The organism is Nostoc sp. NOS(2021), assembly GCF_017115025.1.
In the GTDB taxonomy this organism is placed as follows: Bacteria; Cyanobacteriota; Cyanobacteriia; order Cyanobacteriales; family Nostocaceae; genus Nostoc.
In genome coordinates this window covers 1-26406 of the sequence record NZ_JABXKM010000295.1, presented here as the reverse complement: position 1 = coordinate 26406, position 26406 = coordinate 1, and the positions used below count along the sequence as shown (strand labels likewise).

Annotated in this window: 30 protein-coding genes and 1 pseudogene; 12 read left to right on the top strand and 19 right to left on the bottom strand. The window is 40.9% G+C overall.

Annotation, left to right across the window (positions count from 1 at the left end):
- The first annotated feature begins 60 nt into the window (after window positions 1-60).
- Window positions 61-297, top strand: coding sequence for a hypothetical protein (locus tag HWQ41_RS29100; protein ID WP_292770779.1), 237 nt, complete (start codon window positions 61-63; stop codon window positions 295-297).
- Window positions 298-468: 171 nt separating this feature from the next.
- On the opposite strand, the gene HWQ41_RS29095 is transcribed toward HWQ41_RS29100, so the two are convergent.
- Window positions 469-1308 carry a M56 family metallopeptidase gene (locus HWQ41_RS29095; protein WP_292770781.1) on the bottom strand — a complete coding sequence of 280 codons (840 nt, stop codon included), beginning with the start codon at window positions 1306-1308 and terminating at the stop codon, window positions 469-471.
- Complete coding sequence (locus HWQ41_RS29090; protein ID WP_292770778.1) at window positions 1308-1727, bottom strand: BlaI/MecI/CopY family transcriptional regulator; 420 nt, start codon at window positions 1725-1727, stop codon at window positions 1308-1310. The genes HWQ41_RS29095 and HWQ41_RS29090 overlap by 1 nt, the downstream gene beginning before the upstream one ends.
- A gap of 424 nt (window positions 1728-2151) precedes the next feature.
- On the opposite strand from HWQ41_RS29090, the gene HWQ41_RS29085 reads away from it, so the two are divergent.
- Window positions 2152-2892 (top strand): 2-phosphosulfolactate phosphatase family protein, encoded by a 741-nt coding sequence (locus HWQ41_RS29085; protein ID WP_292770776.1) that lies wholly within the window; start codon window positions 2152-2154, stop codon window positions 2890-2892.
- A 64-nt stretch (window positions 2893-2956) separates the two neighbouring features.
- Here HWQ41_RS29085 and rfbD read toward each other — a convergent pair whose 3' ends face one another.
- From rfbD to HWQ41_RS29015, 14 genes and pseudogenes are all read right to left on the bottom strand, one after another.
- Complete coding sequence (gene rfbD / locus HWQ41_RS29080; protein ID WP_292770774.1) at window positions 2957-3841, bottom strand: dTDP-4-dehydrorhamnose reductase; 885 nt, start codon at window positions 3839-3841, stop codon at window positions 2957-2959.
- A 38-nt stretch (window positions 3842-3879) separates the two neighbouring features.
- Window positions 3880-4425 carry a dTDP-4-dehydrorhamnose 3,5-epimerase gene (rfbC, locus tag HWQ41_RS29075; RefSeq protein ID WP_292770772.1) on the bottom strand — a complete coding sequence of 182 codons (546 nt, stop codon included), beginning with the start codon at window positions 4423-4425 and terminating at the stop codon, window positions 3880-3882.
- Window positions 4426-4543: 118 nt separating this feature from the next.
- On the bottom strand, window positions 4544-5620 hold the full coding sequence (locus HWQ41_RS29070) for a glucose-1-phosphate thymidylyltransferase (RefSeq protein ID WP_292770770.1): 1077 nt from the start codon (window positions 5618-5620) through the stop codon (window positions 4544-4546).
- A gap of 98 nt (window positions 5621-5718) precedes the next feature.
- Window positions 5719-6813 carry a glycosyltransferase family 1 protein gene (locus tag HWQ41_RS29065; protein WP_292770768.1) on the bottom strand — a complete coding sequence of 365 codons (1095 nt, stop codon included), beginning with the start codon at window positions 6811-6813 and terminating at the stop codon, window positions 5719-5721.
- A complete protein-coding gene (locus HWQ41_RS29060; RefSeq protein WP_292770766.1) occupies window positions 6813-7973 on the bottom strand; it encodes a glycosyltransferase family 1 protein in 1161 nt (386 codons plus the stop codon). The genes HWQ41_RS29065 and HWQ41_RS29060 overlap by 1 nt, the downstream gene beginning before the upstream one ends.
- Before the next feature lie 8 nt (window positions 7974-7981).
- Window positions 7982-8953 carry a GDP-mannose 4,6-dehydratase gene (locus HWQ41_RS29055; RefSeq protein WP_292770764.1) on the bottom strand — a complete coding sequence of 324 codons (972 nt, stop codon included), beginning with the start codon at window positions 8951-8953 and terminating at the stop codon, window positions 7982-7984.
- Between the two features lie 379 nt (window positions 8954-9332).
- On the bottom strand, window positions 9333-10535 hold the full coding sequence (locus tag HWQ41_RS29050) for a glycosyltransferase (RefSeq protein WP_292770762.1): 1203 nt from the start codon (window positions 10533-10535) through the stop codon (window positions 9333-9335).
- A 129-nt stretch (window positions 10536-10664) separates the two neighbouring features.
- The gene (locus tag HWQ41_RS29045) at window positions 10665-11396 is read right to left on the bottom strand and encodes an ABC transporter ATP-binding protein (RefSeq protein WP_292770760.1); all 732 of its coding nucleotides are present in this window, start codon (window positions 11394-11396) and stop codon (window positions 10665-10667) included.
- Window positions 11397-12203 (bottom strand): ABC transporter permease, encoded by an 807-nt coding sequence (locus HWQ41_RS29040; protein WP_292770758.1) that lies wholly within the window; start codon window positions 12201-12203, stop codon window positions 11397-11399.
- Window positions 12204-12287: 84 nt separating this feature from the next.
- Window positions 12288-12404: pseudogene (locus tag HWQ41_RS29035) on the bottom strand (IS630 family transposase); the annotation flags it as partial.
- A gap of 241 nt (window positions 12405-12645) precedes the next feature.
- A complete protein-coding gene (locus tag HWQ41_RS29030) occupies window positions 12646-13755 on the bottom strand; it encodes an acyltransferase (protein WP_292770756.1) in 1110 nt (369 codons plus the stop codon).
- Window positions 13756-13889: 134 nt separating this feature from the next.
- Complete coding sequence (locus HWQ41_RS29025; RefSeq protein WP_292770754.1) at window positions 13890-14564, bottom strand: Uma2 family endonuclease; 675 nt, start codon at window positions 14562-14564, stop codon at window positions 13890-13892.
- A 12-nt stretch (window positions 14565-14576) separates the two neighbouring features.
- Window positions 14577-15353, bottom strand: a complete 777-nt coding sequence (locus HWQ41_RS29020; RefSeq protein WP_292770752.1) for a Uma2 family endonuclease — start codon at window positions 15351-15353, stop codon at window positions 14577-14579.
- Window positions 15354-15371: 18 nt separating this feature from the next.
- Window positions 15372-16163, bottom strand: a complete 792-nt coding sequence (locus tag HWQ41_RS29015; RefSeq protein WP_292770750.1) for a Uma2 family endonuclease — start codon at window positions 16161-16163, stop codon at window positions 15372-15374.
- A gap of 184 nt (window positions 16164-16347) precedes the next feature.
- On the opposite strand from HWQ41_RS29015, the gene HWQ41_RS29010 reads away from it, so the two are divergent.
- The 5 genes from HWQ41_RS29010 (at window position 16348) to HWQ41_RS28990 (ending at window position 19846) form a co-directional block, all read left to right on the top strand.
- The gene (locus tag HWQ41_RS29010) at window positions 16348-16536 is read left to right on the top strand and encodes a DUF2862 domain-containing protein (protein WP_292770748.1); all 189 of its coding nucleotides are present in this window, start codon (window positions 16348-16350) and stop codon (window positions 16534-16536) included.
- A 120-nt stretch (window positions 16537-16656) separates the two neighbouring features.
- On the top strand, window positions 16657-17757 hold the full coding sequence (locus tag HWQ41_RS29005; RefSeq protein ID WP_292770746.1) for an ArsA family ATPase: 1101 nt from the start codon (window positions 16657-16659) through the stop codon (window positions 17755-17757).
- A gap of 92 nt (window positions 17758-17849) precedes the next feature.
- Window positions 17850-18896, top strand: a complete 1047-nt coding sequence (gene chlG, locus HWQ41_RS29000) for a chlorophyll synthase ChlG (RefSeq protein WP_292770744.1) — start codon at window positions 17850-17852, stop codon at window positions 18894-18896.
- 223 nt (window positions 18897-19119) lie between these two features.
- Complete coding sequence (locus tag HWQ41_RS28995) at window positions 19120-19407, top strand: hypothetical protein (RefSeq protein WP_292770742.1); 288 nt, start codon at window positions 19120-19122, stop codon at window positions 19405-19407.
- A gap of 79 nt (window positions 19408-19486) precedes the next feature.
- On the top strand, window positions 19487-19846 hold the full coding sequence (locus tag HWQ41_RS28990; protein WP_292770740.1) for a cupin domain-containing protein: 360 nt from the start codon (window positions 19487-19489) through the stop codon (window positions 19844-19846).
- Window positions 19847-19915: 69 nt separating this feature from the next.
- On the opposite strand, the gene HWQ41_RS28985 is transcribed toward HWQ41_RS28990, so the two are convergent.
- From HWQ41_RS28985 to HWQ41_RS28975, 3 genes are all read right to left on the bottom strand, one after another.
- Window positions 19916-20455 carry a hypothetical protein gene (locus HWQ41_RS28985; RefSeq protein ID WP_292770738.1) on the bottom strand — a complete coding sequence of 180 codons (540 nt, stop codon included), beginning with the start codon at window positions 20453-20455 and terminating at the stop codon, window positions 19916-19918.
- Between the two features lie 318 nt (window positions 20456-20773).
- Window positions 20774-21580: an inositol monophosphatase family protein gene (locus tag HWQ41_RS28980; RefSeq protein ID WP_292770736.1), complete on the bottom strand. Its 807-nt coding sequence runs from the start codon at window positions 21578-21580 to the stop codon at window positions 20774-20776.
- A gap of 44 nt (window positions 21581-21624) precedes the next feature.
- A complete protein-coding gene (locus HWQ41_RS28975; RefSeq protein ID WP_292770734.1) occupies window positions 21625-23058 on the bottom strand; it encodes a BCD family MFS transporter in 1434 nt (477 codons plus the stop codon).
- A gap of 334 nt (window positions 23059-23392) precedes the next feature.
- On the opposite strand from HWQ41_RS28975, the gene HWQ41_RS28970 reads away from it, so the two are divergent.
- From HWQ41_RS28970 to HWQ41_RS28950, 5 genes are all read left to right on the top strand, one after another.
- Window positions 23393-24226 (top strand): Rpn family recombination-promoting nuclease/putative transposase, encoded by an 834-nt coding sequence (locus HWQ41_RS28970; RefSeq protein ID WP_292770732.1) that lies wholly within the window; start codon window positions 23393-23395, stop codon window positions 24224-24226.
- 264 nt (window positions 24227-24490) lie between these two features.
- On the top strand, window positions 24491-24733 hold the full coding sequence (locus tag HWQ41_RS28965; RefSeq protein WP_292770730.1) for a DUF1902 domain-containing protein: 243 nt from the start codon (window positions 24491-24493) through the stop codon (window positions 24731-24733).
- A 38-nt stretch (window positions 24734-24771) separates the two neighbouring features.
- The gene (locus tag HWQ41_RS28960) at window positions 24772-25233 is read left to right on the top strand and encodes a hypothetical protein (protein ID WP_292770728.1); all 462 of its coding nucleotides are present in this window, start codon (window positions 24772-24774) and stop codon (window positions 25231-25233) included.
- A 252-nt stretch (window positions 25234-25485) separates the two neighbouring features.
- Window positions 25486-25758, top strand: coding sequence for a hypothetical protein (locus tag HWQ41_RS28955; RefSeq protein ID WP_292770726.1), 273 nt, complete (start codon window positions 25486-25488; stop codon window positions 25756-25758).
- 202 nt (window positions 25759-25960) lie between these two features.
- Entirely contained in the window at window positions 25961-26185 is a 225-nt protein-coding gene (locus tag HWQ41_RS28950; protein WP_292715583.1) for a hypothetical protein, read from the top strand.
- The last annotated feature ends 221 nt before the right edge of the window (window positions 26186-26406 follow it).

Here is a 26406-nt window from a genome sequence, read left to right as displayed (position 1 = left end):
CTTCAGATTTGTGTGTACACCGTAGCCTTGCTAAGGGGAGAAGATTAAGGGGTGGGGTGCATGGGTGTAGGGGAGAACAAAATTTTCATCGTTATTGTCGCAACCGATGTTGCTACAGACATAACAAATGTTGCTACAGTGATGACGGAACTTGCTACAGGGAAGGCAGAAGTTGCTACAGGCTGCGCGAAACACGGAAACGTCAAGGCAGAAGTTGCTACAGGGAAGGCAAAAGTTGCTACAGGCTGCGCGAAACACGTAAACGTCAAAGCAGAAGTTACTACAGGCAAGGCATAAGTCACTACAGACACGACCGATGTCGCTAACGTCGCAGCTTTGGGCTGTAGTGGCTTTTTATAGCAGTTGAAATATAGTTTAGAACATAAATTGATCGTAAAATTCCGAGATCAAGACACTTTCAAGCCCATTCCCTATTGCCTATTGCCTGTTCGCTGCTATAAATTCAACTTAACTATGAAATATCACAGCAACTAAAGGCAGCAAGGCCAAAAGAAAGCCATGCCAATACTGCCAAGTTATCTGAGGTGTTGGTTCTGGTGGCGCTAATAGGGCTTCGATTCTTTGTTCTAAGCGATCTGCACCAGAGGAACCCAATGCAGCACAGCAAATTTCTGATAATACTGGGCTGCTACTAACTACTAATAAAAGTGATTCCGCTAGCACCAAAGGATCTACCTGTAATGCTGCATAACCGTCGGCACGGAGTTCGCGCAAAGCTAACAGTTCTTCCCACAAAGGCTCTGTATTCGGCAACCATGCAGTGCAGGAACGCACCCAACCCAGCCAAAAAAACCAGAATGTATCCCTATAATAGTGATGCCCTTGCTCATGTGCTAAGACGCTTTCTAAATGATCTGGTGAGAGAGTTTGTAGTAATCCCTGGCTAATCACTAATTCTGGTTGCCAAAAACCAATTTGACCCGCAAACAACGCGCCCGTTTGCAGTAACCTGGCTCGTTTATCCCCCAAATTCACCAGAGGACAGTTACGCGCAGATTCCACAGACTGCCAACCCTGGAAGGCAAGTTTAATACATAAAATGGCAAAAAATGCCAAATAAATTAATGCCACTACATAGCTGATCGAGCCTGTGTACATCCCGCCCATTTGTCCTTGAGGCCCCATAAACAGCACGGCGATCGCTGTCATGAAAATTAACAAGGGCGGGAAGAGAAACAAAAATAGCGATCGCCCCCACCGCAAACTCCAACTGCCTTGGGGTTGATTCCAAGAGGATCTTAACCACCAGGCAACTGCCAAAGCATTCAAAATCATTATTAGATGCATCATTTTTCCTCCCTGGCTTGGCGTGCAGATTGAATGCGTTTGGCGATCGCTGCTATTTGCTCACTAGCGGCTTCATCTAGGCTATCGGCGAAGGCAGCAACAACATCGGGGTTCCCCACCGCTAGAAATCGCTGTAACTGCTCGTGAGCTTTGATGACATCTGCTTGCTGCTTACTCAGCATTGGTCGCCAATAGAATGCTCGCTCTTTCTTATCGCACGCCAGCCAACCTTTATCAGTGAGGCGACGTAAAACGGTGGTGACAGAAGTATACGCTAATTCGCGGTTGGGATCAGCCAGTATGCGATCGTGTACATCTTTTACTGTGGCTGAACCAAGTTCCCAGATGATATTTAAAATTTCCGCTTCCAACGGGCCTAAAGATAGTTGTTTAGGGCGGTAATCGGGTAAAGGTGCCATAGCAATTTTGATTGGGAGTGGGGAGTGGGGAGAGAGGCGATTAATCGCCTCTCTACTGGGGAATGAATGAATATCCGTTCCTTAGCGCTGTAAGCTTGCAGCTGTAAATTTTTCCCCTTTTAGAAGGTCTGTTCTTGTTTTAGATTACAAGATAGTGCAGCAAGTCTGAAAGTCTAAAATCATAAAAATGGGCTTTTTGAGTATTTATTAGGGATTAGGGACTCTCAAGATTTAATTAAAACCTTGCCCCTACTGAGTGGATTTCTTCCCCACTCCCTACTCCCCACTGCCATTTATGTATTGAATGAGATACAGCATTTTGATGGTAAAAAATGCTTCAGAAGTAATTGTGACTATAGTTAGTGACACCAACTAGGTAGAATGTTATTTGCGGCAGTAGTATTAAAGCAGGTGTATCCAGCGCGTGAAGCTATTCGTATACCACACTCCTGAATTGACTCCAACGGATGAAGCCCCAGAATGTGCGATCGCAGTCGATGTCTTGCGAGCCACTAGCACAATAGCGACAGTTTTGGCAGCTGGAGGCGAAGCTGTACAAGTATTCAGCGATTTAGATCAACTAATTGAAGTTAGCGAAAAATGGCCTGCCCAAAAACGTCTGCGGGCTGGAGAACGCGGCGGCGCGAAAGTAGCTGGCTTTGAGTTGGGTAACTCTCCCCTCGACTGCACACCAGAATTGGTGCAGGGGCGGCGTTTGTTTATCAGTACCACAAATGGCACCCGTGCTTTACAACGGATACAAGACTCCCCAAATGTATTAGCAGCAGCCTTGATTAACCGGGCGGCGGTGGTGCAATTTCTCCAAGAGTTGCAACCAGAGACAGTCTGGATTGTCGGTTCCGGTTGGGAAGGCAGTTTTTCTTTAGAGGATACAGTTTGTGCGGGTGCGATCGCTCATAGTCTTTTACAGCAAACCACGTTGTCAGCAGAGGAATTAGCTGGTAACGATGAAGTAATTAGTGCGATCGCTCTTTACTCTCAATGGCAAGATAACTTATTGGGATTACTTCACCAAGCTAGTCACGGTCAACGATTGTTGCGTCTTGACTGTCAAGAAGATTTAAAATATTGTTCCCAAACCGATATTTTAGATGTCTTGCCCATACAACAAGAAACGGGAGTTTTAAAAAGTCAAAAGAAATAGGGAGAAATCAATTCAAAATTCAAAAGTAAAGAACTCCTGCCTTCTGCGTCCTCTTTCCCAATGCTCAATGCCCAATTTTCAAATCTGTGAGCATTTGTCGGAGTCTTTGTCGCCAATGGGGGGGATAAGTCCCTAGAATTGCTGAAATTTTTCTACAAGCAAGGACGGAATAAGCAGGGCGACGGGCTGGCGTGGGATATTCGGCAGTTGTAATCGGGACAATACGTTCAACTTTCAAAGAGAAGCCTAGCTGTTGTGCTTCTTCAAAAATAGCGATGGCAAAGTCATACCAGCTAGCAACGCCGCTATTAGTGTAGTGATAAGTGCCGCTAATTTCTGGGGTTAACTGGGGAATTATCTGGGCTATGACTGCGCCTATATCTTGCGCCCAAGTCGGGCTACCTATTTGATCGGCCACAACACGAAGTTCTTGACGTTCTGCACCTAGTCGCAGCATAGTTTTGACAAAGTTACTTTTGCCAAAGGTTCCATAAACCCAAGCAGTGCGGAGGATAAGGTGATGGGCGCAAGTTTCCCGAATAGCTTCTTCTCCAGCAAGTTTGGTTTTACCATAAACACTCAAGGGGTTAGTTGCATAGCTTTCCTGGTAAGGGCTACACCCATTGCCATCAAAAACGTAATCGGTCGAAATATGAATTAGAAAAGCTCCTAATTTTTGGCTTTCTTCGGCAAGAATTAGGGGTGCAGTAGCATTAATAGCGGTAGCAAGTTCGGGTTCGCTTTCGGCTTTGTCTACAGCAGTGTAAGCAGCGGCGTTAATGATGATTTGCGGCTGCTTGGATTTGATAACACTGCGGAGGGTATCGGGTTGGGTAAGGTCTATTGTTGGGCGTGCTACTGAGATAATATCGCCGTAGGATGGGAGGATTTGTTGCAGTTCCTTACCCACTTGACCATTGCTACCAATCAGCAGAATTGATTTACTCATTCTGATTAGTTCTGAAACCTACTTGAATTTGAAAGTACTTAATCAAATATTTCAGCAGTTCTCAAAGGTTTACCAGCTTTGTCTTTGGCTGATAAAATCGGTGACGCATTCAGGGGCCAATCTATCGCTAAATCTGGATCGTTCCATAGGATTGTGCGATCGCCTTGGGGCGCGTAGTAATCTGTAGTTTTGTAGAGAACTTCGGCTATTTCTGAAAGCGCGAGAAAGCCGTGAGCAAAGCCTGGTGGTATCCACAGTAGGCGCTTGTTCTTAGCACTGAGTTCAGAACCCACCCATTTACCAAAGGTAGGAGAGCTTTTTCTAATATCTACGGCTACGTCAAAAATAGTGCCGACAACAGCACGAATAAGTTTACCTTGAGGTTGTTGAATTTGATAGTGCAATCCACGGAGAACGTTTAGTTTGGAGTAAGAGTGGTTATCTTGGACAAAGTTCGTAACAATACCTGTCTGTTGAGCAAATTTTTGATGGTTGTAAGCTTCAAAAAAGAAACCGCGATCGTCTGCAAATACTTGGGGTTCAAGTTGTAGAACTTCGGGAATTTTGGTGTGTACAATGCTCATTAATATTATTTATAGGATGTGCCGCAGTGTTGTGATTGTCAGATGAATTTCGCATTTATATTTTACAGGCGCTGTACTCCAACTTTGACAATGGCTTTTCCTATATTTAACAAGTGAATCAGGTTAGTTCAATTTGACAGTCATCGCCAATTAGAAATCGCAAGGCTTTAGGGCGACGGGGTGCAATAGTCAATTGTGCCCTTTGCCCAATGACACTATCAATAATGCGCTGATGAATTCCAGCAATTCTAGCACCTTCTAAAATCACACTGTTTTCTAAATCGGTATCAATGAGTGTGGCATTGTTAGCAATGCTACTATAAGGGCCAATAAAGCAGTTTTCTAAATGACAATTGCTGCCAATGACTACTGGCCCCCGAATTGTGCAGTTAATTACTTTAGATTTTGCACCGATTTGAACTCGTCCAATAATCTGACTTTGGGCATCGACTTCGCCGAGAATTGATTTTGTCAAATAGGTGTCGAGAATTAATCGGTTAGCTTCTAATAAGTCATCTTTTTTACCAGTGTCTAGCCACCAACCTTGGAGATTGTAGGCTAAAACTTGCTTTTCCTGATTAATAAGGTATTGAATGGCATCAGTGATTTCCAGTTCGCCTCTGGTGGAAGGTTGAATATTTGCGATCGCATCATAGATGAGGTGAGAAAAGAAATAAACCCCTACCAATGCCAGATTTGAAGGAGGAACTTTGGGTTTTTCAATTAACTGTAATACCCGTCCTGTTTCATCAACCTCAGCCACACCAAAGGCGCTAGGGTTAGCAACCTGACGTAAGAGAATCAAAGCATCCGGCTGTTGTTGGCTAAATTGTTGCAGAAAGTAACGTAACTCACCTAGTTGAATCAGGTTATCGCCCAAGTACATGACAAAGGGAGAATCACCTAAAAAGGGACGGGCAACTTGGACTGCATGAGCAAGTCCAAGTGGCTGGTCTTGTATGATGTAGGTGATGTTCGCTCGAAAGTATTCTCCATTTCCGGTTTTCGCTTGGACTTCTGCCCCAGTTTCCGGGCTGATGATGATGCCAATATCAGTAATACCAGCAGCAACCATTTCTTCAATGCCATACCATAAAACAGGTTTATTAGCAACTGGTACGAGTTGTTTCGCCCCGCTGTAGGTGAGGGGGCGTAGGCGTGTACCTTTACCGCCAGAGAGAATTAATGCTTTCATAAGGATTGAGGATTAGTTATGAGTCATTAGTCAAGATAATCTGAAACCTTGACAAAATCCCAAATCCTTGCATCCAATTTTGGCGTTAGTTTATCTATCTATATGTAACGGGATAAAACTTCGGCTGTTGCTTTTCCTGTTTTTTCCCAACTAAATTGTTGAGAGTGAGTAATACCTTGACTAGAAAGGCGCGATCGCAACTCCAAATCAGTTGCGATCGCCTGCATTGCCTCTGTAATTTCTCCGGTGTTGTAGGGATTGATCAAAATCGCCGCATCGCCAGCCACCTCTGGTAATGAGGAGAGATTGGAGGTAATCACGGGAGTACCACAAGCCATTGCTTCGAGGACAGGTAAACCAAAGCCTTCCCAAAGACTGGGGAAAACCAGAGCGATCGCTTGATTGATGATTTTTGGTAATTCACCATAGGGTACATAGTCAAGGAACTTCACCTGATTAATTACACCCAATTCTGCAACTTGCACTTTTAAAGTTGGGGTGTAACGCGAATCAATTGGCCCGACTAACCATAGTTCATAGTCTTCGCAGTTAGGTAACGCCGCAAAAGCACTGATGAGTCGCTGGATGTTTTTGTAAGGATCTTGGCGACCAATGTAGAGAAAGTAGTTGCGGGTGGGGAGGTTGAGATAATGGAAGTGAGTGCGATCGTGCGCTAAAGGAATCGGAGTAATTTTGCTGGCGGGAATTTGGTAAAAATCGGTGATGTCTTTAGCCGTAGTCTGGGAAATGCAAATAATGTGTTGTGCTTGCTTAAGGACTTGGGGAGTGTAGTAACGGTGGTAGGGTGTGAGTGGTGAGAACCGTCTGCCAAAACGCAACGGTATCATGTCAAAAGATGTGACGACAAAACGACAGTCAGTATAAAGGGGTGCTTCCGGTAGGGGGGAGAATAAGAGACTCGATTTGAGGTTTTTATAGATTTTTGGTAATTGAAATTGTGTCCAGAGTAGGCGGTTCAAATGACCTTTTGTGCCGTGGTCTGGGGTTAAGTTTGACGGGATTGGATAGCAGTCAAAATCTGGATATTTTTGCGCTACTAATAGAGTGGGTTGAAAAGATTTTAAATAAGGAAAAAGGTTTTGAGCATAGTTGCCTATACCCGTTGGTTGAGATAAGAGAATAGATAAGTTAATAATTAATTGTTTGGCTGAGGTATTATCTACTATTTTCATTAAATAATGGTTCTGTAAGCGTTTAATGTTTCTTTTGCCGTTCTTTCCCAGGAAAATAATTTTGCTCTAGCTTTGCCTTTATTAATTAATTCTTGGCGTAACTGAGAATCACTGATCACTTTCAGGATAGCTTCGGCTAGTTGAACAGGATCATTGGGGTCAATCAATATAGCAGCATCTCCTGAAACTTCTGGTATTGACGAAGTATTAGAAGTAACGACTGGAGCGCCTAAGGTCATTGCTTCCAATACGGGTAAACCAAACCCTTCGTAGTGAGATGGATAAACAAAGACATCAGCTTTGGAATAAAATAATGCAACTAATTCATTAGATAAGTAATTAAGATGATGAATTTGGTTTCCCCACGGGGAATTTTCAATAGCGGCGAATATCGGTTCGTAATTCCATCCTTTCTTGCCAATCAAGATTAATTGATGTTCAACTTTGTACTTTTCTTTTAAAAAATTAAAGGCTGTGATTAAAGTATTAATATTTTTTCTTGGCTCTATTGTGCTGACAAAAAGTAGATATGGTTTGGAAAAATCATAATTAGCTTGCTTTTCTAGACTTTGGGCAATTTCCTCACATAAGTAATTAGGATAGTAGCGACTAGCTAAAGGTGTGACATAGACTTTTTTGGGGTCTACTTCCAAATATTCAATAATATCTTTTTTAGAGCTTTCTGAAATTGTTAAAACTAAATCTGTCCACTGTAAACACCGCTTTAGCCTTTCCGTATATTTTTTTACAACTGAATCTACATAGTTAGGATATTTAATAAAAGTCAGATCATATATATTCATTACCTTTAAACTATTTTGACAGGGATAAACTGAGTAATTTGTACCATGTAATATATCTGGAAAACCAAAATATTTTTCAAAGTAAGATAAAGTAGGTTTAAAAGCTAAAGCTAATAATAAGTCGGAAATTCTTACAGGTAAAGGCAAGAGATACTGTTGAGAAGAATGTTTAAAGGATTCAGGAAAACTGAAGTCACCCCGAAGCCAGTTTTTTAACCCTGGTTGATGGACTACTCCTAACTGAAAATTTTCATCTTTTTGTAATACATCAAGAGCGCATATTAAATTAGCAACATAAAAGCCAACCCCACTTGGTTTTGAATCCACTGGAGTCGCATCAACTACAACTTTTAGCATCAGAATATTTAAGCTCCGCCGTTGCTCAATTTTTTTAGATCATAATCAACCATTAACTCGACCAATTGCTCAAAGGAATGCTGAGGCTGCCAACCTAACTCCGTCTTAATTTTATTAATGGAACCAACTAACTGCACTGATTCATCAGAGCGATAAAAAGCAGGATCAACTGAGACATAATCTTGCCAGTTTAAACCAACGCAGTTAAAAGCACACTCAACGAGTTCTCTGACAGAGTGAGTTTCACCACTAGCGATGATATAGTCATCAGGATGTTCTTGCTGCAACATCAGCCACATAGCGTAAACAGCATCCTTGGCGTAACACCAGTCACGGCGAGCTTCTAGGTTGCCTAATTTTAGTTCATTTGCCAAACCCAGTTTAACTTGGGCAGCTGCGTGCGTGATTTTGCGAAATACAAATTCTGTCCCACGTCGAGGCGATTCGTGAGTATAAGTAATACCACAGCAGTTGTAAAGGTTGTATTTTTGCCGATAGTTGACAGTCATCCAATGAGCGTAAGCTTTGGCAACACCGTAAGGGTTGCGGGGACGGAAAGCAGTGCGTTCAGTTTGGGGCGATTCGTCAGGTTGACCGAAGACTTCACTACTTGAAGCTTGATAAAATCTGGCATCCGGTTTACAACGACGAATGGATTCTAAGAGGCGAGAGACACCGAGGGCTGTATATTCAGCAGTGAGAGCAGGTTGTGTCCAAGACAGAGGAACGTAGCTTTGAGAGGCAAGATTATAAATTTCGTCAGGTTGAGCTTCGGCAATCACATCCATTAAAGAGGATTGATCTAAAAGATCACCAGAAAGGATTTGGATATCGCCAGAAAGGTGATTGATGCGCTCAAGATTACTGGAACTTGAGCGGCGGACTAAGCCGAAGACTTGATAGCCTTTGGTTAGTAGTAGTTCAGCAAGATAAGAGCCATCTTGTCCAGTTAGTCCTGTGATTAGAGCTTTTTTCATCATAGATTTTGAATAAATCACAATAATTAAAAATTTTAGTGTAAAGTTTTTCAATTATCTAAAAATAGAGTATATTTCATCTGTACAAAAAATCATGGTCATACATAAATTTACCCTTAAAAAAACTGAGTGTAATTCCTATACATAAATTTAATAAAGTAAAGTTATTATTAACTTAAACAAGGAAGTAAAAAATAATATATTACTAAAAATAGAGTTAATAAATAATTGCGATATGTGTACCTATAAATGTTAAGTAAAGTAACTCTATCGCTCCTTTTATAGACTATTTTAATGAATAAAATGGTCTAACAGCCTTTATTCTTTAGAGAGACTGGGTTTTCAGGTTTTGATGCTTTCCTATAAAACCTAAATTTTAATACTACAGCATAACGGGAGCGTTAGAACCACTAAAGTTTTTTTCTTCGTATATTTCTAAATGTTTTTTGGCAATATTAAACCATTGGTTAGCTTCGCAGTAAATTAAGCCGTTAGCAACTAACTGCTGACTTAGATCACTAGATAAAGTTAAATTTTGAATTGTATAAGCTAATTCTCCAGAAGCACCTGGTGTAAACAAATGTAGACAGTTAGCTTCTTCATTCAATTCCTTAAAAGAGGCGATTTTACTAGCGATAACAGGTTTACCTGATGATAAAGCCCAAGTAAGAGCAGCTGACGACGACAATACTGTATCAGGTTCATACGGAGCCAAGCAAAAATCAGTTATATTATAATAACTACGCAAATCTTCAAATTCTAAATATCCTGTTAGCTTTATACGGCTACTAATTTTTTGGTATCTATTAATAAATTTAACTATCCCATCCAGAGCAAGATCAGTAGAATTGGGGTGAGAAGTTCCTGTAATTACCAAGTAATAATTTTCTGGCAAAGTTTTTAGTGCATTTAATGCTGTTTTATAACCTTTATAGGTAGATATAAATCCAAACATTGAAAGAATAATAGCGTCATCAGGAAACCCTAATTTATTTTTTAAAGTTATTTTATCTGGATTGTTTATCTTATGTAGATTATATGAAAATGGAACTCCCTGCTTAATAATGTGAATGGAGTTTTTCGCAAAGCCACTATCTACAAAAATTCGACGCGTTTTTTTAGTGTGAACAATGGCATTTAGTTTATTTTTAAAATTAAATAAAGAAGATATATAATATTCCCAGTGTAATTTCTTAAGATTTTTCTTGCAAAAACCAGCTAAACCAGGAGAAGATTCTAGTAAAAAATTTGGTTCTGTATGAAACGTAACAAATACTTTTTTATTTAAATTTAGTATCTCTTTTAAAAAACTATGAAAATTAGTAATTGACCCATTCAAACCATAAGAACCAGCAAAGAAACTAAATTCATGTTGAATATGAATGATATCATAGTCCGTTAATTGCCTACTATACGATTGGAAATATTCTTTAATTTCATCTTTAGTCATGTACTTCAGTTTTTCTTCTTCAATTGGTAGTACTGTACAAGTAATACCATGCTCTAAAATTCCATTAACTAATCCTTTAGTATACCCAGCAATACCACAAGGAACATTCCAAGTGCTAATTTGAGCAATTTTCATTTATTTATCTCCTTTAATTTCAATGTGCAAATGATAAATTTCATAAAATATACAGTACTTAGCCTAACTTACATAATTGCCAACATCTGAATTATTAACATTTAAATTTTAGCTTAGATTTTATTCAAACTAATTCATATTCAAATAAAGTTTTATAGCATCATCTCCATTTCCAATAAATCTAATTATCCCTTTATCTAACCAAATAACTTTTTTACAACCCTGCTCTATAAAATTTAAATCGTGTGATACTACCAATACAGTTGCATTTGCATTCCAAAGGTTTTCTATTCTTCGCTTACATTTATTCTTAAAACTTTCATCTCCAACTGATAGTACTTCATCCAAAATCAAAATGTCTGGCTGTACATCAGTAGCAATAGCAAAGCCTAATCGTGCTACCATACCTGAAGATAAACCCTTTACAGGAACTAATGCATAATCATGCAGTTCTGCAAACTCTAAAATAGAATATGCTCTTTCTCTCATTTCTGCCCTAGAAAACCCCAGCAACACTCCATAAAGCATAATATTGTCCATTACAGAAATTTCTGGATCAAATCCTGCTCCTAGCTCAATCAACGGTGCAATTTTGCCGCGAACTCGTGCTAATCCAGTAGTTGGCTGAAGAATTCCTGAAATTATTTTCAATAACGTTGATTTACCAGAACCATTTGCTCCAATAATACCTATTTTTTCTCCTTTTTCGACTACCAAATCAATCTTATCCAGTACTATTTTTTTTACAGGTTTTCGATATTTTCCCTCTAAAACAGATAGCAATGTTTTTTTGAGATCATAAGAAAACTCTTCTTGAGTTCGTCGCCACAGCGAAACTTTATCCAGACGAATTACTTCCATTTACAGTAAATCCATGAATTGATGTCGCCACAATTGAAAACAAATCCATCCGATTGACAAAATAATGATGCCACTGAGCAAGGCACCCCAAACTAAACTCAAGTCCGGTGGCGCTCCTGATAATGTAATTTGACGCAGACTTTCAATAATGGGTGCTAACGGGTTTAACCTTAAAAACGGCTTTACCTGGGGTGGAACAATAGCTGCTGGATAAAATACAGGACTACTAATCCAAATCATAAATGCAACTAACTCATAGAAATAAGGTAAATCTCTAAAAAACACATATAAAGCGCTCATTATAAATCCGACTCCCATAGAAACTAAAACTAGCGCCAGAAAGGGAAAAAATAGCGCTACCAAACTCACTAAACTCTTAGTATTGAGCAAAGTGATTATCCCCAGTAACGGTAATGTCCCAACCGCAAACTGAAATACATTTGCTGCAATCATTGAAACTGGAAAAATACTTACTGGCAAACGAATCTTGTTTAACAGTGAGCCATTTGCCACTACACTACTTAAAGCTTGGGACGTAGAAGCTGAGAAAAAATTGATTACTACCAGTCCCGTTAACGCTGCCAACATGTAATCCAGTATGGAATTGTCGTAATATGATGCAAAAGTAGCCCCAAAAATCGCGGTATACAGACCTGTCATGATCAACGGGTTTAACAGTGACCAATATACACCTAAAAACGACCCGCGATAACGTACTTTGAGATTCCGCGATACCAAAACGTGCAGCAACTCCCAATAACGCTGCACTTTTAACCAAGTTGAATTACTTTTAAGCGAAAGTATCATCTTTAAAAACCACCACACATAACAGGCAAGTTATTCGCGCATTTTATACTATTGGAGCGCACTTTGACATATTAGCTTACCACTAAAAGCTGATTTTAAATCGACAAGGAGCGGTATAATCGATTTATGTTTATATTCACAGAGCAACATCTTGACTGCCATTGCTCGTTGAACTTCACATTTTTCTTGACTATTTTCGATAAACTTTTATAGAGATACCTTCGGTGAGCTTCACTGGCGTATTTATATTACTGCACCTTATACATACTTGGTCGCTAATATAGCGGTGTGCAGTTCAGTGAGATACAAAAACTTTGCTGAAATGATTTGACAGCAAGGAATTTTGTGTTCTCATCCAATTAATAACCGCTATATCACTTTATTCTCATTCCAGTATTCTCTCAGAAATGATTACGCCTTTATGTATAAATATTTACATACATTATGCAGTAAGGTTTTTTGCATAGCGTATAAACCTTGTTTCAATCAGAATATGTATAAAATGGGAAACAAGCAAGCAGAAGCACAACGTTATGCAAACTGCGCTTGTCGGATAGTTGGGAATGTAATAAATGATAGAAAATAATACATACTTCCCCAAAGTCAGATGCATAACATAAAGAGAATAACTAATATCTCCAAGCCACTTGAAAAAAGATATATAAGGTATCTTTGCTCGAAGAACATAAGCAAAATTGAATATACAAAATGCCCAAATAAAGCTATTTAAATGAATAAAGCTAACCTCAGAAGGTTCATACTTAAGATATAACCTGAAAAATGCAAAGAAGATTGCAGTAATAGTGATTAAAGAAACAATAGTTGTTGTTTTTCTAGACCAGAGTTCTAGATACCCTTTCGCCAATACGGTTCCAAGTAAAACAATCAACAAATGCGGAGACTGATCAGTGAGAATATTGCACAAAACTGCTAATATATGAATTTTTGTATCTATATAACGAATTAAATCGATAGGAATCAGACACCACGAAAAAACAAAACCAGAACAGGCAAAATAAGTGAAAATGCTGCTACTTTTTGTTGAAGGAGGCAGGAGGTAGAAGGCAGAGGACAGTTTTCCTGCTGTCTTCGTTGATAAACTCAAAATTGGCACTAAGAAATAGAATTTCCATTCAATTAAAAGAGTCCAAGCAACAGGAATAATAGCCTTAGAGTCTAGTAAATCTTGTAAAAATAAGAGATTTGCAATAAATTGTCTAGTCCCAATAAAAGGTTCCATTGTAAATAAGTTAGTAACTAATGTCGTTGCAATCAATACAATAACGTATGAAGGGTAAATTCTAAAAATCCGTTTGATAAAAAACTTTTGAATAGAACCATCATCTTCGTATGATTTCGGAACGACAAAGCCTGAAATTAAAAAAAACACATGGACTGCAATAAATGGATAAAATTCTGTTAAATTATACAAAATACTATGAGAATTAATATTTGGAACTTTAGTCTCTAAAATAAAATGAAAATGCCCAAAAGCAACAGCTACAGCAGCTATACCGCGCAAATAGTCTAAAACAATAACTCTTTTTTGCATAAAAATTCAAATACTGGAACAATTCTTGATAAGCCTACCAAAATATTTGTGAACTAGTCAGGTTGTGAAGTCGGGATGGTTTCTTGGGGCGGACGGAATGCATTACTTCAATACATCACTAATACCTTTGATGCTTAACTTAAATTATCTGGATCAATTCCCTGCGATCGCAAATATTCTGCTAATTTATCAGCCCGTTGGCGTTCTTGGTTTGCCCGTTGACGTTCTTGTTGTAATTGTTCAGCTAACTCCGTCGGTGTGAGTAATTTATCCCCCGTATCTAGACGATAAAATCCCAATAATTCTCCCTCCACCGCCACTCTTAATCCTAGAGGTTGAGATATACCATCCACAATTAACTGGTAAGTCTCACCCTCTAACCTATATCCCCTTAACTTTTCTTCAATCCATTCCCCCTTGGGGTCAAATAACCAATATTCTAAAATCCCTAATTGTTCATAGAGGTTTTTCTTTTGCTCTTGGTCTTGTTTTTGAGTTCCTTGAGAAGTCATTTCAAATACCACCTGAGGAACTTGACCTTCCTCCCAAACTTTATAACTATCCCGACCCCCAGGCGGCACATCAAAAATTACCATCACATCTGGTGCAACTCTTAATTTGGGAAAACCTTGAGCATAGTAGAGAAATTGGTCTGCTAAAACTGTGGCTTGTCTGCCTGCTAGGTATTGTTTAATTATTTCTAGGGTGGTGAGAATTGCGTAGAGATGTAGATATGATTCTGCCAATGGTTCACCGTCGGAACTGGGATATTCGATATTGGGATTGACTATTTTGATGGTTGTAGTCATGGCTACCTTTTACTAGGGTAGGTTGTTTGGATCAATTCCTTGCGATCGCAAATATTCTGCCAATCGCTCTGCCCGTTGATGTTCTTGTTCAGCCCGTTGATGTTCTTGTTCCGCCCGTTGGCGCTCTTGTTCTGCTTGTTCTTTTCGCGTCGGCACCCAACCCGCTGCATTATACCAACGCAACCACAAACCTGTTGTCTGCTGGTAAGAACCTTGCCAAAGACCCAATCCTAGTTCTAACTCTGCCAAAAAGAAGCGGTTCTCTGGTAAAGGGATTGCTTCATAACGAGTGCCACTGAGTTGAAAGGCACGCAAATGATTTTCGTAGCGGTCATAGATAACGTAGTAGGGAACCCGCAAAATGCGTTCATATACTTCCCACTTTGTTGGGGGTCTGTTTACTTCCCGCAGTGTTTTTCCTAAATCTTCTTGTTCTGTGCCTGGTGAAAGTAATTCAACTACTAAAAATGGATCAATCCCTTCTTGCCAAATGACGTAACTTAAGCGTAAGTCTTGCTGTTTGCTAGCACTAGGTAGTCCTAAAACCATATACCAATCAGGACGCTTGTACCACAAAGGATGACGGGGATCGTAGTAAAGATTTAAGTCGCTAGCAAGCAAAATTTCCTCAGATGGATAAGTCAGAGGCTGACAAGTCTCACTGAGTAAATCTGCCTGAATGCGGTGAAATTCATCTGGCAAACCTGATTCCCCTACTAATTCACTAGGTAAATCATACATCGTCGGCATTGTTTCTTGTGGCGGACGAGGTGGATCTATTTGATACATGACTACTACCTTTGTTGCTTAACTCAAGCTATCTGGATTAACTCCTAGCGATCGCAAATGTTCCGCCAAGCGTTGCGATAGCAGCTGTTCTTGTTCCAACCGCAATTGCGCCTCAGATGCCTGTTGTTGTGCTTCCGATGCCTGTTGCTGCGCTTCCGATGCCTGTTGCTGCGCTTCCGATGCCTGTTGCTGTGCCTCAACAGCCACCTGTTGCGCCGCAATAGCAGCTTCCTCTGGTGTAGGAACTAAATCACCATCGGATGTAAAGTAGCGCAATTTACCTGCTTCTACGCCTAAATACAGCCTAAGCACATCGCTCCAACACCATCCCCGCGCATTTGGTGTAATTTGCTGATACTTGTTGCCTACCAATTCAAAACCCACAAATTCCAAATTCTCCGGCGAAAACCAAAAATATTCTGGTGTGTGAAATCGATTTTCATAGAGATTTTTCTTCAAATTCCGGTCAATATCAGCCGTACTTTCAGAAAGTAATTCAATAATCAAATCTGGATAACGACCATCTTCTTCCCAGACTACCCAGGAATTGCGCGATCGCCTTTCGGTGTCTTTGACCAAAAAAAAGTCTGGGCCGCGAAAATCTCGATTTCGCAACTGCTGACGGCTAAAATAAATCGTTAGATTCGCACCGATAAAGAAATCATTACAGTCACGCCACAGCCACTCAAGGGAAGTTACTAGCAGCAGTAGCTGCATATAGTGCAACGAAGTTTCCATCTCCGGCTCATCACTTAACAACCGAGTTGCATCGGGCATCTGCTGTTCTAGCTGTTGCGCTGTGACAAACATGGGTATATACCTGCTTGGTTGTTGATTTAATTTTAAGCTGTTAGGTCAGAAGTTAGGAGTTATGAGTTAGGAGTTAGGATTCTCCCCCTCATTTCCCTGACTCCCTCATTTTTGCTGAATTTGTGAGAGCAGAGTCACGGATTCCGCTACACTGAGACTTGGTTTATCTGAATTGTAATCAGGTATGGAAATCGGACAAAAGGTTAAAGTCTTTCGTTTGCGCGATCGCGTTTCTCCCCCAATTGTGAAAAAACTAGGACAAGTGGGTATCATCCAAGGCTACAAAGTCATTGATGGTGGGATCGGTGTAGTGGTGCTGTTTGAGGACAATTCTTCCACTTGGTTTTTTGAAGATGAAATCAAACCTGTGTAGTAGTAAAGAACTCATTTCGGGGTTTTTCTTGGCATCTGAAGTTGAAAGCACAGGCTGAGAGTCTTTGTTGAGTGCTAAGTTGGAGTTGAAAAGCTCGGCGGTGAAAAGAGGAATTAACTAATGGCTCTAATATTGACATTTTTGGGCAAAGGCGGCACCGCTCGTACCAAAATTGCGATCGCCGCCGCCAAATTATTGGCAAGTCAAGGCAAGCGCGTACTTCTAGCTGGACAAGCAGAACCAACATTGTCAATTCTGCTGGGTACTCCCATTGCTGCCGATCCCCAGGAAATCGCTCCCAATCTGCAAGCAGTCCAGTTTCAAGCATCTGTACTACTAGAACGCAACTGGGACGAAGCGAAGAAACTTGAGGCGCAATATCTCCGCACGCCCATCTTCAAAGACGTTTTTGGTCAAGAACTGGTAGTACTACCAGGCATGGACACCGCCCTGGCCCTGAATGCTATCCGCGAATATGATGCCAGTGGCAAATATGATGCGATCGTCTACGATGGCACGGGTGACTCTTTAACGTTGCGAATGTTGGGTTTGCCAGAATCTCTGAGTTGGTATGTCCGGCGATTTCGGCAATTGTTTGTCAACTCCGATTTGGGGAAGACGATTACTGAATCGCCCTTGATTCAACCACTGATTAGCAGTTTTTTCAATGTCAACTGGACAGCAGATAACTTCGCAGGGCCCACTAACCAAGTCAATAATTTCTTAGAAAAGGGGAGAGCCGCTCTTACTGACCCCAAGCGTCTGGCTGCTTTCTTAGTGACCACAGGAGATCCCATTGAGGTAGCAAATGCTCGTTATTTGTGGGGTAGCGCTCAACAAATCGGTCTAACTGTCGGTGGTGTTCTGCTTGTGTCTTCGCAGACAAATGTCAAACTGTCAGAGGAATTTACACCCCTACCTGTAAGCGTAGTTCCCGACTCGCCAACAGGTGACTGGCAACCACTGATAGACGCCCTACCCAACTTTGAAGCACAAGCGTTACTGGCTCCCAAACCAATTGAAATAGACATCCAAGCTCGTCAAGTACGCTTATTCTTGCCAGGATTTGACAAAAAGCAAGTCAAGCTCACCCAATATGGGCCAGAAGTCACGGTAGAAGCAGGAGACCAGCGGCGCAATATTCCCTTACCCCCGGCTCTGAGTGGCAGACCCGTTGCTGGAGCAAAGTTTCAGAATAATTATTTGATAATTTCGTTTTAATTTAGTTAGGAGTTAAAAGTGAGGAGTTAGGAATAAAACAATAATTCATAACTCCTAACTCCTAACTCCTCACTCTTAAAAAAATACGCCTTATGTCAGAATCAACTCCCATTATCCCAGACCCTAACCCATCTGAGGCACTAGACTCAGTGGTAAATAATCCCAATGAGCAAGCGAACGCATCTGCCGATCGCAGTGCGAAAACTAGGCAACTTTTGGGGATGAAAGGTGCAGCGCCAGGGGAAACTTCAATTTGGAAAATTCGTTTGCAGCTAATGAAGCCGATTACCTGGATTCCCCTAATTTGGGGCGTAGTCTGTGGTGCGGCTTCTTCTGGTAACTATACTTGGACTCTGGAAAATGTGTTGAAGGTAGCAGCCTGTATGTTACTGGCTGGGCCATTAATGACAGGTTACACCCAAATCCTCAATGATTACTACGATCGCGAAATCGATGCCATTAATGAACCCTATCGCCCTATCCCCTCTGGGGCAATTCCCCTACCCCAGGTAATTATTCAGATTTGGGTATTACTGATTGCTGGCATTAGTTTGGCATTTGTGCTGGATGTCTGGGTTGGTCATGAATTCCCGACAATTACAGCGATCGCGCTCATCGGTTCTTTCATCGCTTATATTTATTCTGCACCTCCCCTGAAACTCAAGCAAAACGGCTGGCTAGGTAGCTACGCCTTAGGTGCAAGCTATATCACCCTACCTTGGTCTACAGGACACGCTTTGTTTGGTGATCTCAATTCCACAATTGTGATTTTGACAATGTTCTACAGCTTGGCTGGATTGGGCATTGCCATTGTCAATGATTTTAAGAGTGTGGAAGGCGATCGCCAGCTAGGATTACAGTCACTACCCGTAATGTTTGGTATCACCACTGCGGCTTGGATTTGTGTCGTGACGATTGATGTCTTTCAAGCATTGATAGCAGCTTATCTCGTCAGCATCCATGAGAATTTGTATGCAGCAATACTAATACTGTTAATCATCCCGCAAATCACCTTGCAGGATATGTATTTCCTGCGCGATCCCGTGAAGAATGATGTTAAGTACCAAGCCAGCGCCCAACCGTTCCTGGTTCTAGGAATGCTCGTCACTGGTTTAGCGCTGGGTCATGCTGGCGTTTAACTTCTACTTCTATAACGCGATGTGCGACTTATTCTTATAACCCCGCTTCCATTCCTCTCCCCCACTCCTGAGAAACTCTGATTCTGCTACCCAACGCTAGTAGGGAAGGGGTTGGGGTTAGGTTTGAGGAAAAGTCGCACACGGCGTTTGTATAGTAAGAAGTTAAGAATTAGGAGTTAAGAGTTAATATACTTATAACTCTTAATTTGTATCAGGATATACTGTGTTTAAACTGATATTTTTCCTCATTCATGGGATTCAACCTTTATTAATCCCGATTTGCTTCGTCGTTGCTTGGACTGTAATTATTCTCGTTGTTTTGAGTCTTTGCGCGGCGGCGCGAGATAGTCTGACTATAGCCAAGCAAATGCATCAAATCCCCTGTACTGGTTGCCAATTTTTTACCGACAATTACCGTCTTAAATGTACTGTACGCCCATCTATTGCCAATACAGAAGAGGCGATCAATTGTTCTGACTATCAACCTAAGACGAATCCTTATCTGTACTAAGCAGGGGAAGCAGGGGAAGCAGAGGGAGAATAATTAATGACTCTTGACTAATTCAAAACCTCAAACCAAAAATTGATTGATGCTAGTTCAAAAACTTCAAGACTGTCCAGAATTCATCGCAGGAGATAACACCATTCTGCGAGAACTGCTACATCCAGATAAGCAACCTCTGGCATTGCGCTATAGTTTGGCTCATGCAACATTGCCAGTAGGGAAAACTTCTCAACCCCACTCGCTCTCTACCTCAGAAGTCTATTATATTCTCACTGGCACCGGAGAAATGCACATTGATGATCAAACCCAGATAGTTCAGCCGGGAGACGCTGTGTATATTCCTCCGAATACGCGGCAATTTATTTCTAACTCTGGCATCGAACCTCTGGTATTTATTTGTATTGTTGATCCAGCATGGCGGAAAGAAGATGAAACAGTTTATTAAAAACCACTTACAGTCATAGTCTCAAAGTAAGCGAAAAAAATCTCAGCATTTTTCAACAAGAACTCAGTTTCAGACGTCAATTTTGCTTAACCAAGTAACCAAGTCATCTGAGTCAAGTGCTATCTCGCTTCCTAATGTTTTGATATAAAGAAGTCCATCACTAATAATTAAATCTCGGATTGGATACCATGAATCTCGTGTCCTGATCAGAAGTTCCAACGGGATTCCTGGTCGCAAAGTATACTTGCGATATTTCCACCAAGCTCGCCATAGAAGCACAGATTTAGTACAGTGCATCTTATAGCCTTTGGGAACTTCGTAGTATTGATACTGATAGTAACCCCGACTATCTACTTCTCCTTTGAGGAGATAACCATATTCTGCTAATGCCTGATTTATCAATTCCCACTGGGATGATTTTGGATAAATCAAGAATTCAGATAGGGTATTAGATAGTTGGACGGTGGCAATTACACCTTCGGCTTTTGCTGTCAGTTGGTTTGTTTTATACACTGTTTGTGCTGTCAAAGCAGGATTTGACAACAAAACTTCTTTTTTCTGGATAGAGTTTTGCACAAACTCTCGAATTAAATCTAGATTAGACAACATAAAATTTTTTATACTAGATGAAGCAGTGTGATGGAAGCTACAACACTACTGATAGCAGTTGCCAGGTAGCGGTTGACATAAGCTAATCAGAAAACACTGACACCAAGAGACTTTCAAGCCTGTTAAGAGTTCCCTATTCCCTGTTCCCTGCTATAAATTATTAACTACACTGGTCTTGCACTTAAATCAGGATTATTACCAGCTTTATTTATACTCAATTCTTTGTTTGACTAGAGTTTTGTTAAGTTTAATTATCGATATGCCGCCGTCCACTAGGCTCGTGACAAAATAACTGTTTCTAGGTGTGAGAGCGGCAAATTAAATTTTTACGCCTTCGAGAAAAGGTTGAAATACTGGAACTAATTCAGGACGACTAACCACAAGGGTGGGAAAAGAGCGATCGCTATAATCTTCTCCCGGTGACAACGGAAACGGTTCTGACTTGAGCGATAACCAAACACCGCCAGCTGCTTGGACAATTACCCAAGCCCCCGCTAAGTCCCAAACTTTTGGTGTCGCTTCAATACCACCTAATGTTGCTCCAGTCGCAACTGTCAAAAAGTTATAGCTAGCCACACCCAACATCCGAATTTTGCAGGGAAAGCCGTTTTGGATCACTGCGGTGCTACGGGAACAGAGGTTAAAAAAGTGATTTTTGCTGGGACTATCTACACTGCTATGGATCGGGTGATGATTGAGAAATGCTCCTGTTGGCGTTACTAACCCAGATGAACCTGCCCAGAAACCATGAAAAGCTTGATTCAAGGTTGGTGCGTAAATATAACCAAAAATGGGTGTACCTTGATATAGCAAACCCAGAGATATTGTCCAGATAGGAATGCCGCGTGTGAAGTTGGTTGTACCATCCAGAGGATCAATTACCCAGCACCACTCAGTACCGGGAAATGACTGATCGCTCTCTTCGCTCAAAATGCCGTAACCAGAGAAATTAGAAGCGATCGCATCCCGAATTTCCTGATCTGCCCATTTATCTGCTTGCGTCACCAAACTACCATCAGCTTTTTGGTCAGCCTGTACTTGCCCAAAATCTTGCATTAGCTGCTTGCCCACTCTGTTAGTGGTAGTTTGAGCAAAATCAAGAATTGTTGTCCAAAAATCATTCATTGGTTAATTCTCGCGCCAAGGCGTTCCTGAGCCAAGTTTCTAGTTTAATCTAAATCGCTTTCTAAAACCGAAGCGATCGCCAGCTTTGTATTTGTTTGAAATTCTGTGACGTTTACCCGATTGAGAAACCAAATCGACACCAACATTCCCACGGCTTCTAGAGCAAATACCAGTCCATAAGCTAAAACTAAATTGGGTAATAGCTTGCGACCTATATCCAATAAAGTACCACCTAAAACCACTGCCACACCTCTAGAGACAGACTGCGCTAACCCCCATGCCCCAATAAACGTACCTGCGCTTTCGGCAACTGTGAGGTCTAACATTAAGCTAACAGCTGCTGTAGTTAAGACACCAGTGGCTAAACCGAACAAAATTAAACTTAGCTTCAGGAAAGCTGGATTAGCTGTGAAGCCTGATATCCCAAGTAATGCTGTACAAAATGCCACTAATATACAGCCTAGTCTTGCAGTTCTTTGCTTACCTAAACGTGGCACAATCAAAAAACCACTCACACCGTAGGCAATCAGTACACCTGTTCCATAAAAAACGTTCAGTTTAGTACTTTCAGCCAAAGGCATTTTAAATACCTGACCTGCATAAGGTTCCAAAACTGGGTCTTGCATAAACAAACAGAGAGTCATCACCAGTAAAAAGGTGAAAAATATACCTGTTTGCGGGCTAGCTGTCAAGATTTCCCAAGCCTTGCCAAGAGTTATGCTGTCTTCCCGGTTCACTAATGTGGAACGGCTTAAATATTGGGAGTACTTTTTTTCCACGCCCAATGTTGCTGCGATCGCCAGCCCAAATACAATTGTTGGGACGATGATAAACAGCCTATTGATCGCCGCCTGCAAGGTTGCTGTTGTTGCTTCTGGCGTTAATTGCTTCAGCAAGCTAGCACTAATAATTGCCCCAACAATAATCCCCACCATTAACATCGACCAAACCACACCTACCACTTTGGAACGGTTATCTTCTTCAGATATATCCACTAACAAAGCAGCAAAAGCGGTGCCGCTAGCAGAAATTCCTAGACCGTATATAGCGAAGATCAGTGACAAAAGCGCTGTCCAGCCGATTGTTTGGGTTGTCCATGCCCAACCACCTGCACTATTTGCAGCAATATTGAGCTGCCACATCACTTGTATAGCTAAAAAAGCTGCGATCGCAAATATTGCCGCGCCCACCCAAACATAAGCTGTGCGGTGGTATCCCCATAACGGCTTGGCATCCGAAATCTGGCCGAACCAGACACGGGAAGGAGCAACAAATAAAGGCAGTGCTAGAACTACTGATACCAGCGTCGCCGGAATTGCGATTTCTTGAATCATGACTCTGTTGAGTACTCCCAGAGTCAAAATAGACATCATGCTCAACCCCATTTGAAATAAACCCAACCGGAACATAGTTAGCAGGTTTACCCTTGGCAGAGATAGGGATTTTGTTTTGGTATCAAATACTTTACCGCTTGCCATAGCTACTTTTTCGTATAGTTTATAGGATTTTGTCTCTCTCTCTCTTTAAATAAAGATAAACCCTACCCGCTCGAAATCAGCGAACGAAAAGTGGAAGTTACGTTAGCGTAGCTCACCGTACCACTTCCCTACGGGACGCTACGCGTAGCTTGTCCTCCGCAGGAGTACGTGGAAGCAAGCTACGCGTAGCGTCTGCTAGAGAAGGTATCGCAGTTATTTAGCAACCAGTTATACCAACACCTTGATTAGCATAAGCTTCAGCCAAGTTAGGATTAATTTTTATGGCTTGGTTGTAATCCGCGATCGGATAACGAGAGAATTTTAGGATGAAGTAGTGAAACGAGATTCCATTTACTATCAAATTTTTAAGCGCTTTCCGGGGTTACTCTTTGAATTGGTTGATAATCCTCCTCTGCAAGGGCAAAACTATCGATTTGAATCACTTGAAGTCAAAGAAACCGCTTTTCGCATCGATGGTGTGTTTTTACCTCCAGAGGATGCAACATCCAGGGTGATCTTTTTTGCTGAAGTTCAATTCCAAAAAGATGAAGCTCTCTACCATCGGTTTTTTACCGAGTCGCTGATGTACCTGAACCGGAATCGTTCTCAGTATGATGACTGGTTCTGTGTGGTAATTTTTTCATCACGCTCTTTGGAACCAAGCGATCAAAAAACTCATCGAATATTTCTCAACAGCGACCAAGTGCAGCGAATCTATTTAGATGAGTTAGGCGCGACTAATCAGCAGCCAATAGGCATCAACTTGATGCAGTTGACTCTAGCATCGGATCAAGTGATGGCGGAGCAAGCAAAGCAATTGATTGAGCGGGTAAAATTAGAGTCAACGGACACACTGCCGAAAAACGAAATACTAGACATCATAACCACAATCGCCGTTTATAAGTTTTCTTCGTTGAGTAGAGAGGAAGTTGAAGCTATGCTAGGACTGACTTTAGAGCAAACAAGGGTTTATCAGGAAGCGAAAGCCGAGGGTCGAGAAGAAGGTCGAGAAGAAGGTCGAGAAGAAGGTCGAGAAGAAGGTCGAGAAGAACGGGAAGCTGAAATGTTGAAACTTACCGTGCCTCTGTTACTAAAAACAGGGATGAGTGTGGAGCAGATTGCTCAACACCTCAATGTTGATATAGAAGCTGTCCAGATCGCCGCATAGTCAAGCGCATAGAATGGACATTTAATGTCTGTTGTCAGATTTGGGCAAAATAACTGGTGAAGTTCATTTGAGCGTTGTCAGCATTTCAATTACAAAAATGTTGGCTGAAAACCCCGAAATTAGAACCTAAAAACCCAAAAAGTTTTTAGGTTTTTGTTAAAGCAATAAGTTCAGATTATATCTGATTTTGTAAGTAACTTGCAAAATTTTCAAAGTTCTGAACTAAAATTATTGACAGACGCGCGATAGCTAAAAAAGCGAATTATGAGTACTATTATTGTCAACGTAAGCGCTTTTTGGGATGCTGAGGTTGATGTTTGGGTAGCGAGCAGCGATAATCTACCTGGGTTGGTTACAGAAGCTTCTACTATTGAGGTGTTAACAGCAAAACTCAAAGCTATGATTCCAGAACTTCTTGAATTAAATACAGTTGAATCTTGCAACAAAGATTACATTGATTTATACTTAACAACCCATCGTCATGAATCAATCAAAGTGGCTGGATAATGAGTGTGTATATAGCAAATGGTAAAAAAGCTTGAAAAATGACTAAAGTAAGAAACTTTAGCGCGGCATTTATTATAAATGGTTGGCAGACTCCAGCCAGATCAAAGGTTTTGAGAGCCTCTTCTTCGCATCTTTCTTGCGAAGTAAAGGTGTGGCTAACAGATAGGAGAATCTTTGAATCTAATCTAAACTTACAACTACCATATATGCTTGAATTTAATATCCAGCCGCAAGCAGGCGGATGGTTTATCTTCCCTGATAATGCTGGTTGCGAGATATATCAGCCGCTTGACTATCCATCAAAAAGAATTGAGAGACAGGATATCTGCCAGATTGAAGTTTGTGGCTGTGAAGTATCCTTTTCATATGAAATGCATGGCATTCATGTTATTTTGGAGTCAGGAATGATAACAGAAGAAACAGCTTTTGCAATTGTTACATCAATCAGTGATCGTTTAGCAACCATCACAGGACAGCCAACTGTTGTTTATGAGAGTTGATGGAATAAGTTTTGTAAGATGGAAACTTTTGATCGCTTTGAAATACGAATCAATCGATCATTTCCTCCCTGGACACTAGGTAAGGGGTTTTGTGTGGCTGAGATTTATATCAATAATCAACCGCTCATAGAAGTAGTGCGTCTAATTGAAAAACCATTTATTCAAGCGGAGATTAAGGAATGACGTGCTGCGAAGGAAGATATTGATGAGTTAGCCTTTCCATCGGGAGACTATTTGTATTTACCACCTTCAATGGTTTTACTTCCTTCACGCAATTTGCTCGGCGAACCTTGGGATCATGGGTTTAGCTTGGAATCAAATAATTTGCAAGCTGGCAAAGCAATTGTTTTAGGTTGTACCTGTGGGGTGATTGAGTGCTGGTTTATTCAGGTTCGCATCACACTTAATGAATCAACTGTTGAGTGGGCTGACTTTGGTCAATTTCATCGTGACTGGCAATATAATCTAGGCCCATTCAAATTTGACCGTAAGCAATATGTATCTGAATTGTACAGATACAGCTAATAAGGCGATGAATCAGACAATGATGATACGCTATAAAAATAAAAAATATTTAACTTGAAGAGACACAATCAAGCCACATAAAAAGATCAATGTGAAGAATGTGGTTTTAACTACGCTATTACATTGAATTTTTAAGATAAACTTGCCGTATGTATGTCATCAAACTACTTACCTTCATCTAGTAACTAAAAAGGCATAATCAATGACTAAAGAACCAGTCAAAGTAATATTATGGGAAGAAAATCAAAAAGATTTTCTAAAAAAGTTCTATGATCTCCAATTTACTCCCAGAGTAGGAGAGGAAGTTTACCTAAAAAAGGAAAGATGGAAAGTAACCAGAGTTGAGCATGATGTAGAAATTAGTGAGATTAATGTCTACATGGAATTAATCAAAAAAGCCAAGCAGGATAAATCATCTAATTCTTAAATACAAGTAAATACACTCAACTATCATATAGCGTTTCTTAGTTGAGTCCAATAGAGACCTAACCCCCAGCCCCTTACGCCAGTTGCTACAACGGGGGGAACCCCCGCAACGCACTGGCTCCCCTACTAGCGTTGGGGAGTAAGATTCAAAGCCTCTCTCCTTTTAGGCTATCCATTACCCGGATCTTTCTCAACAAAACTACAACTTACTTAAAATAAGCC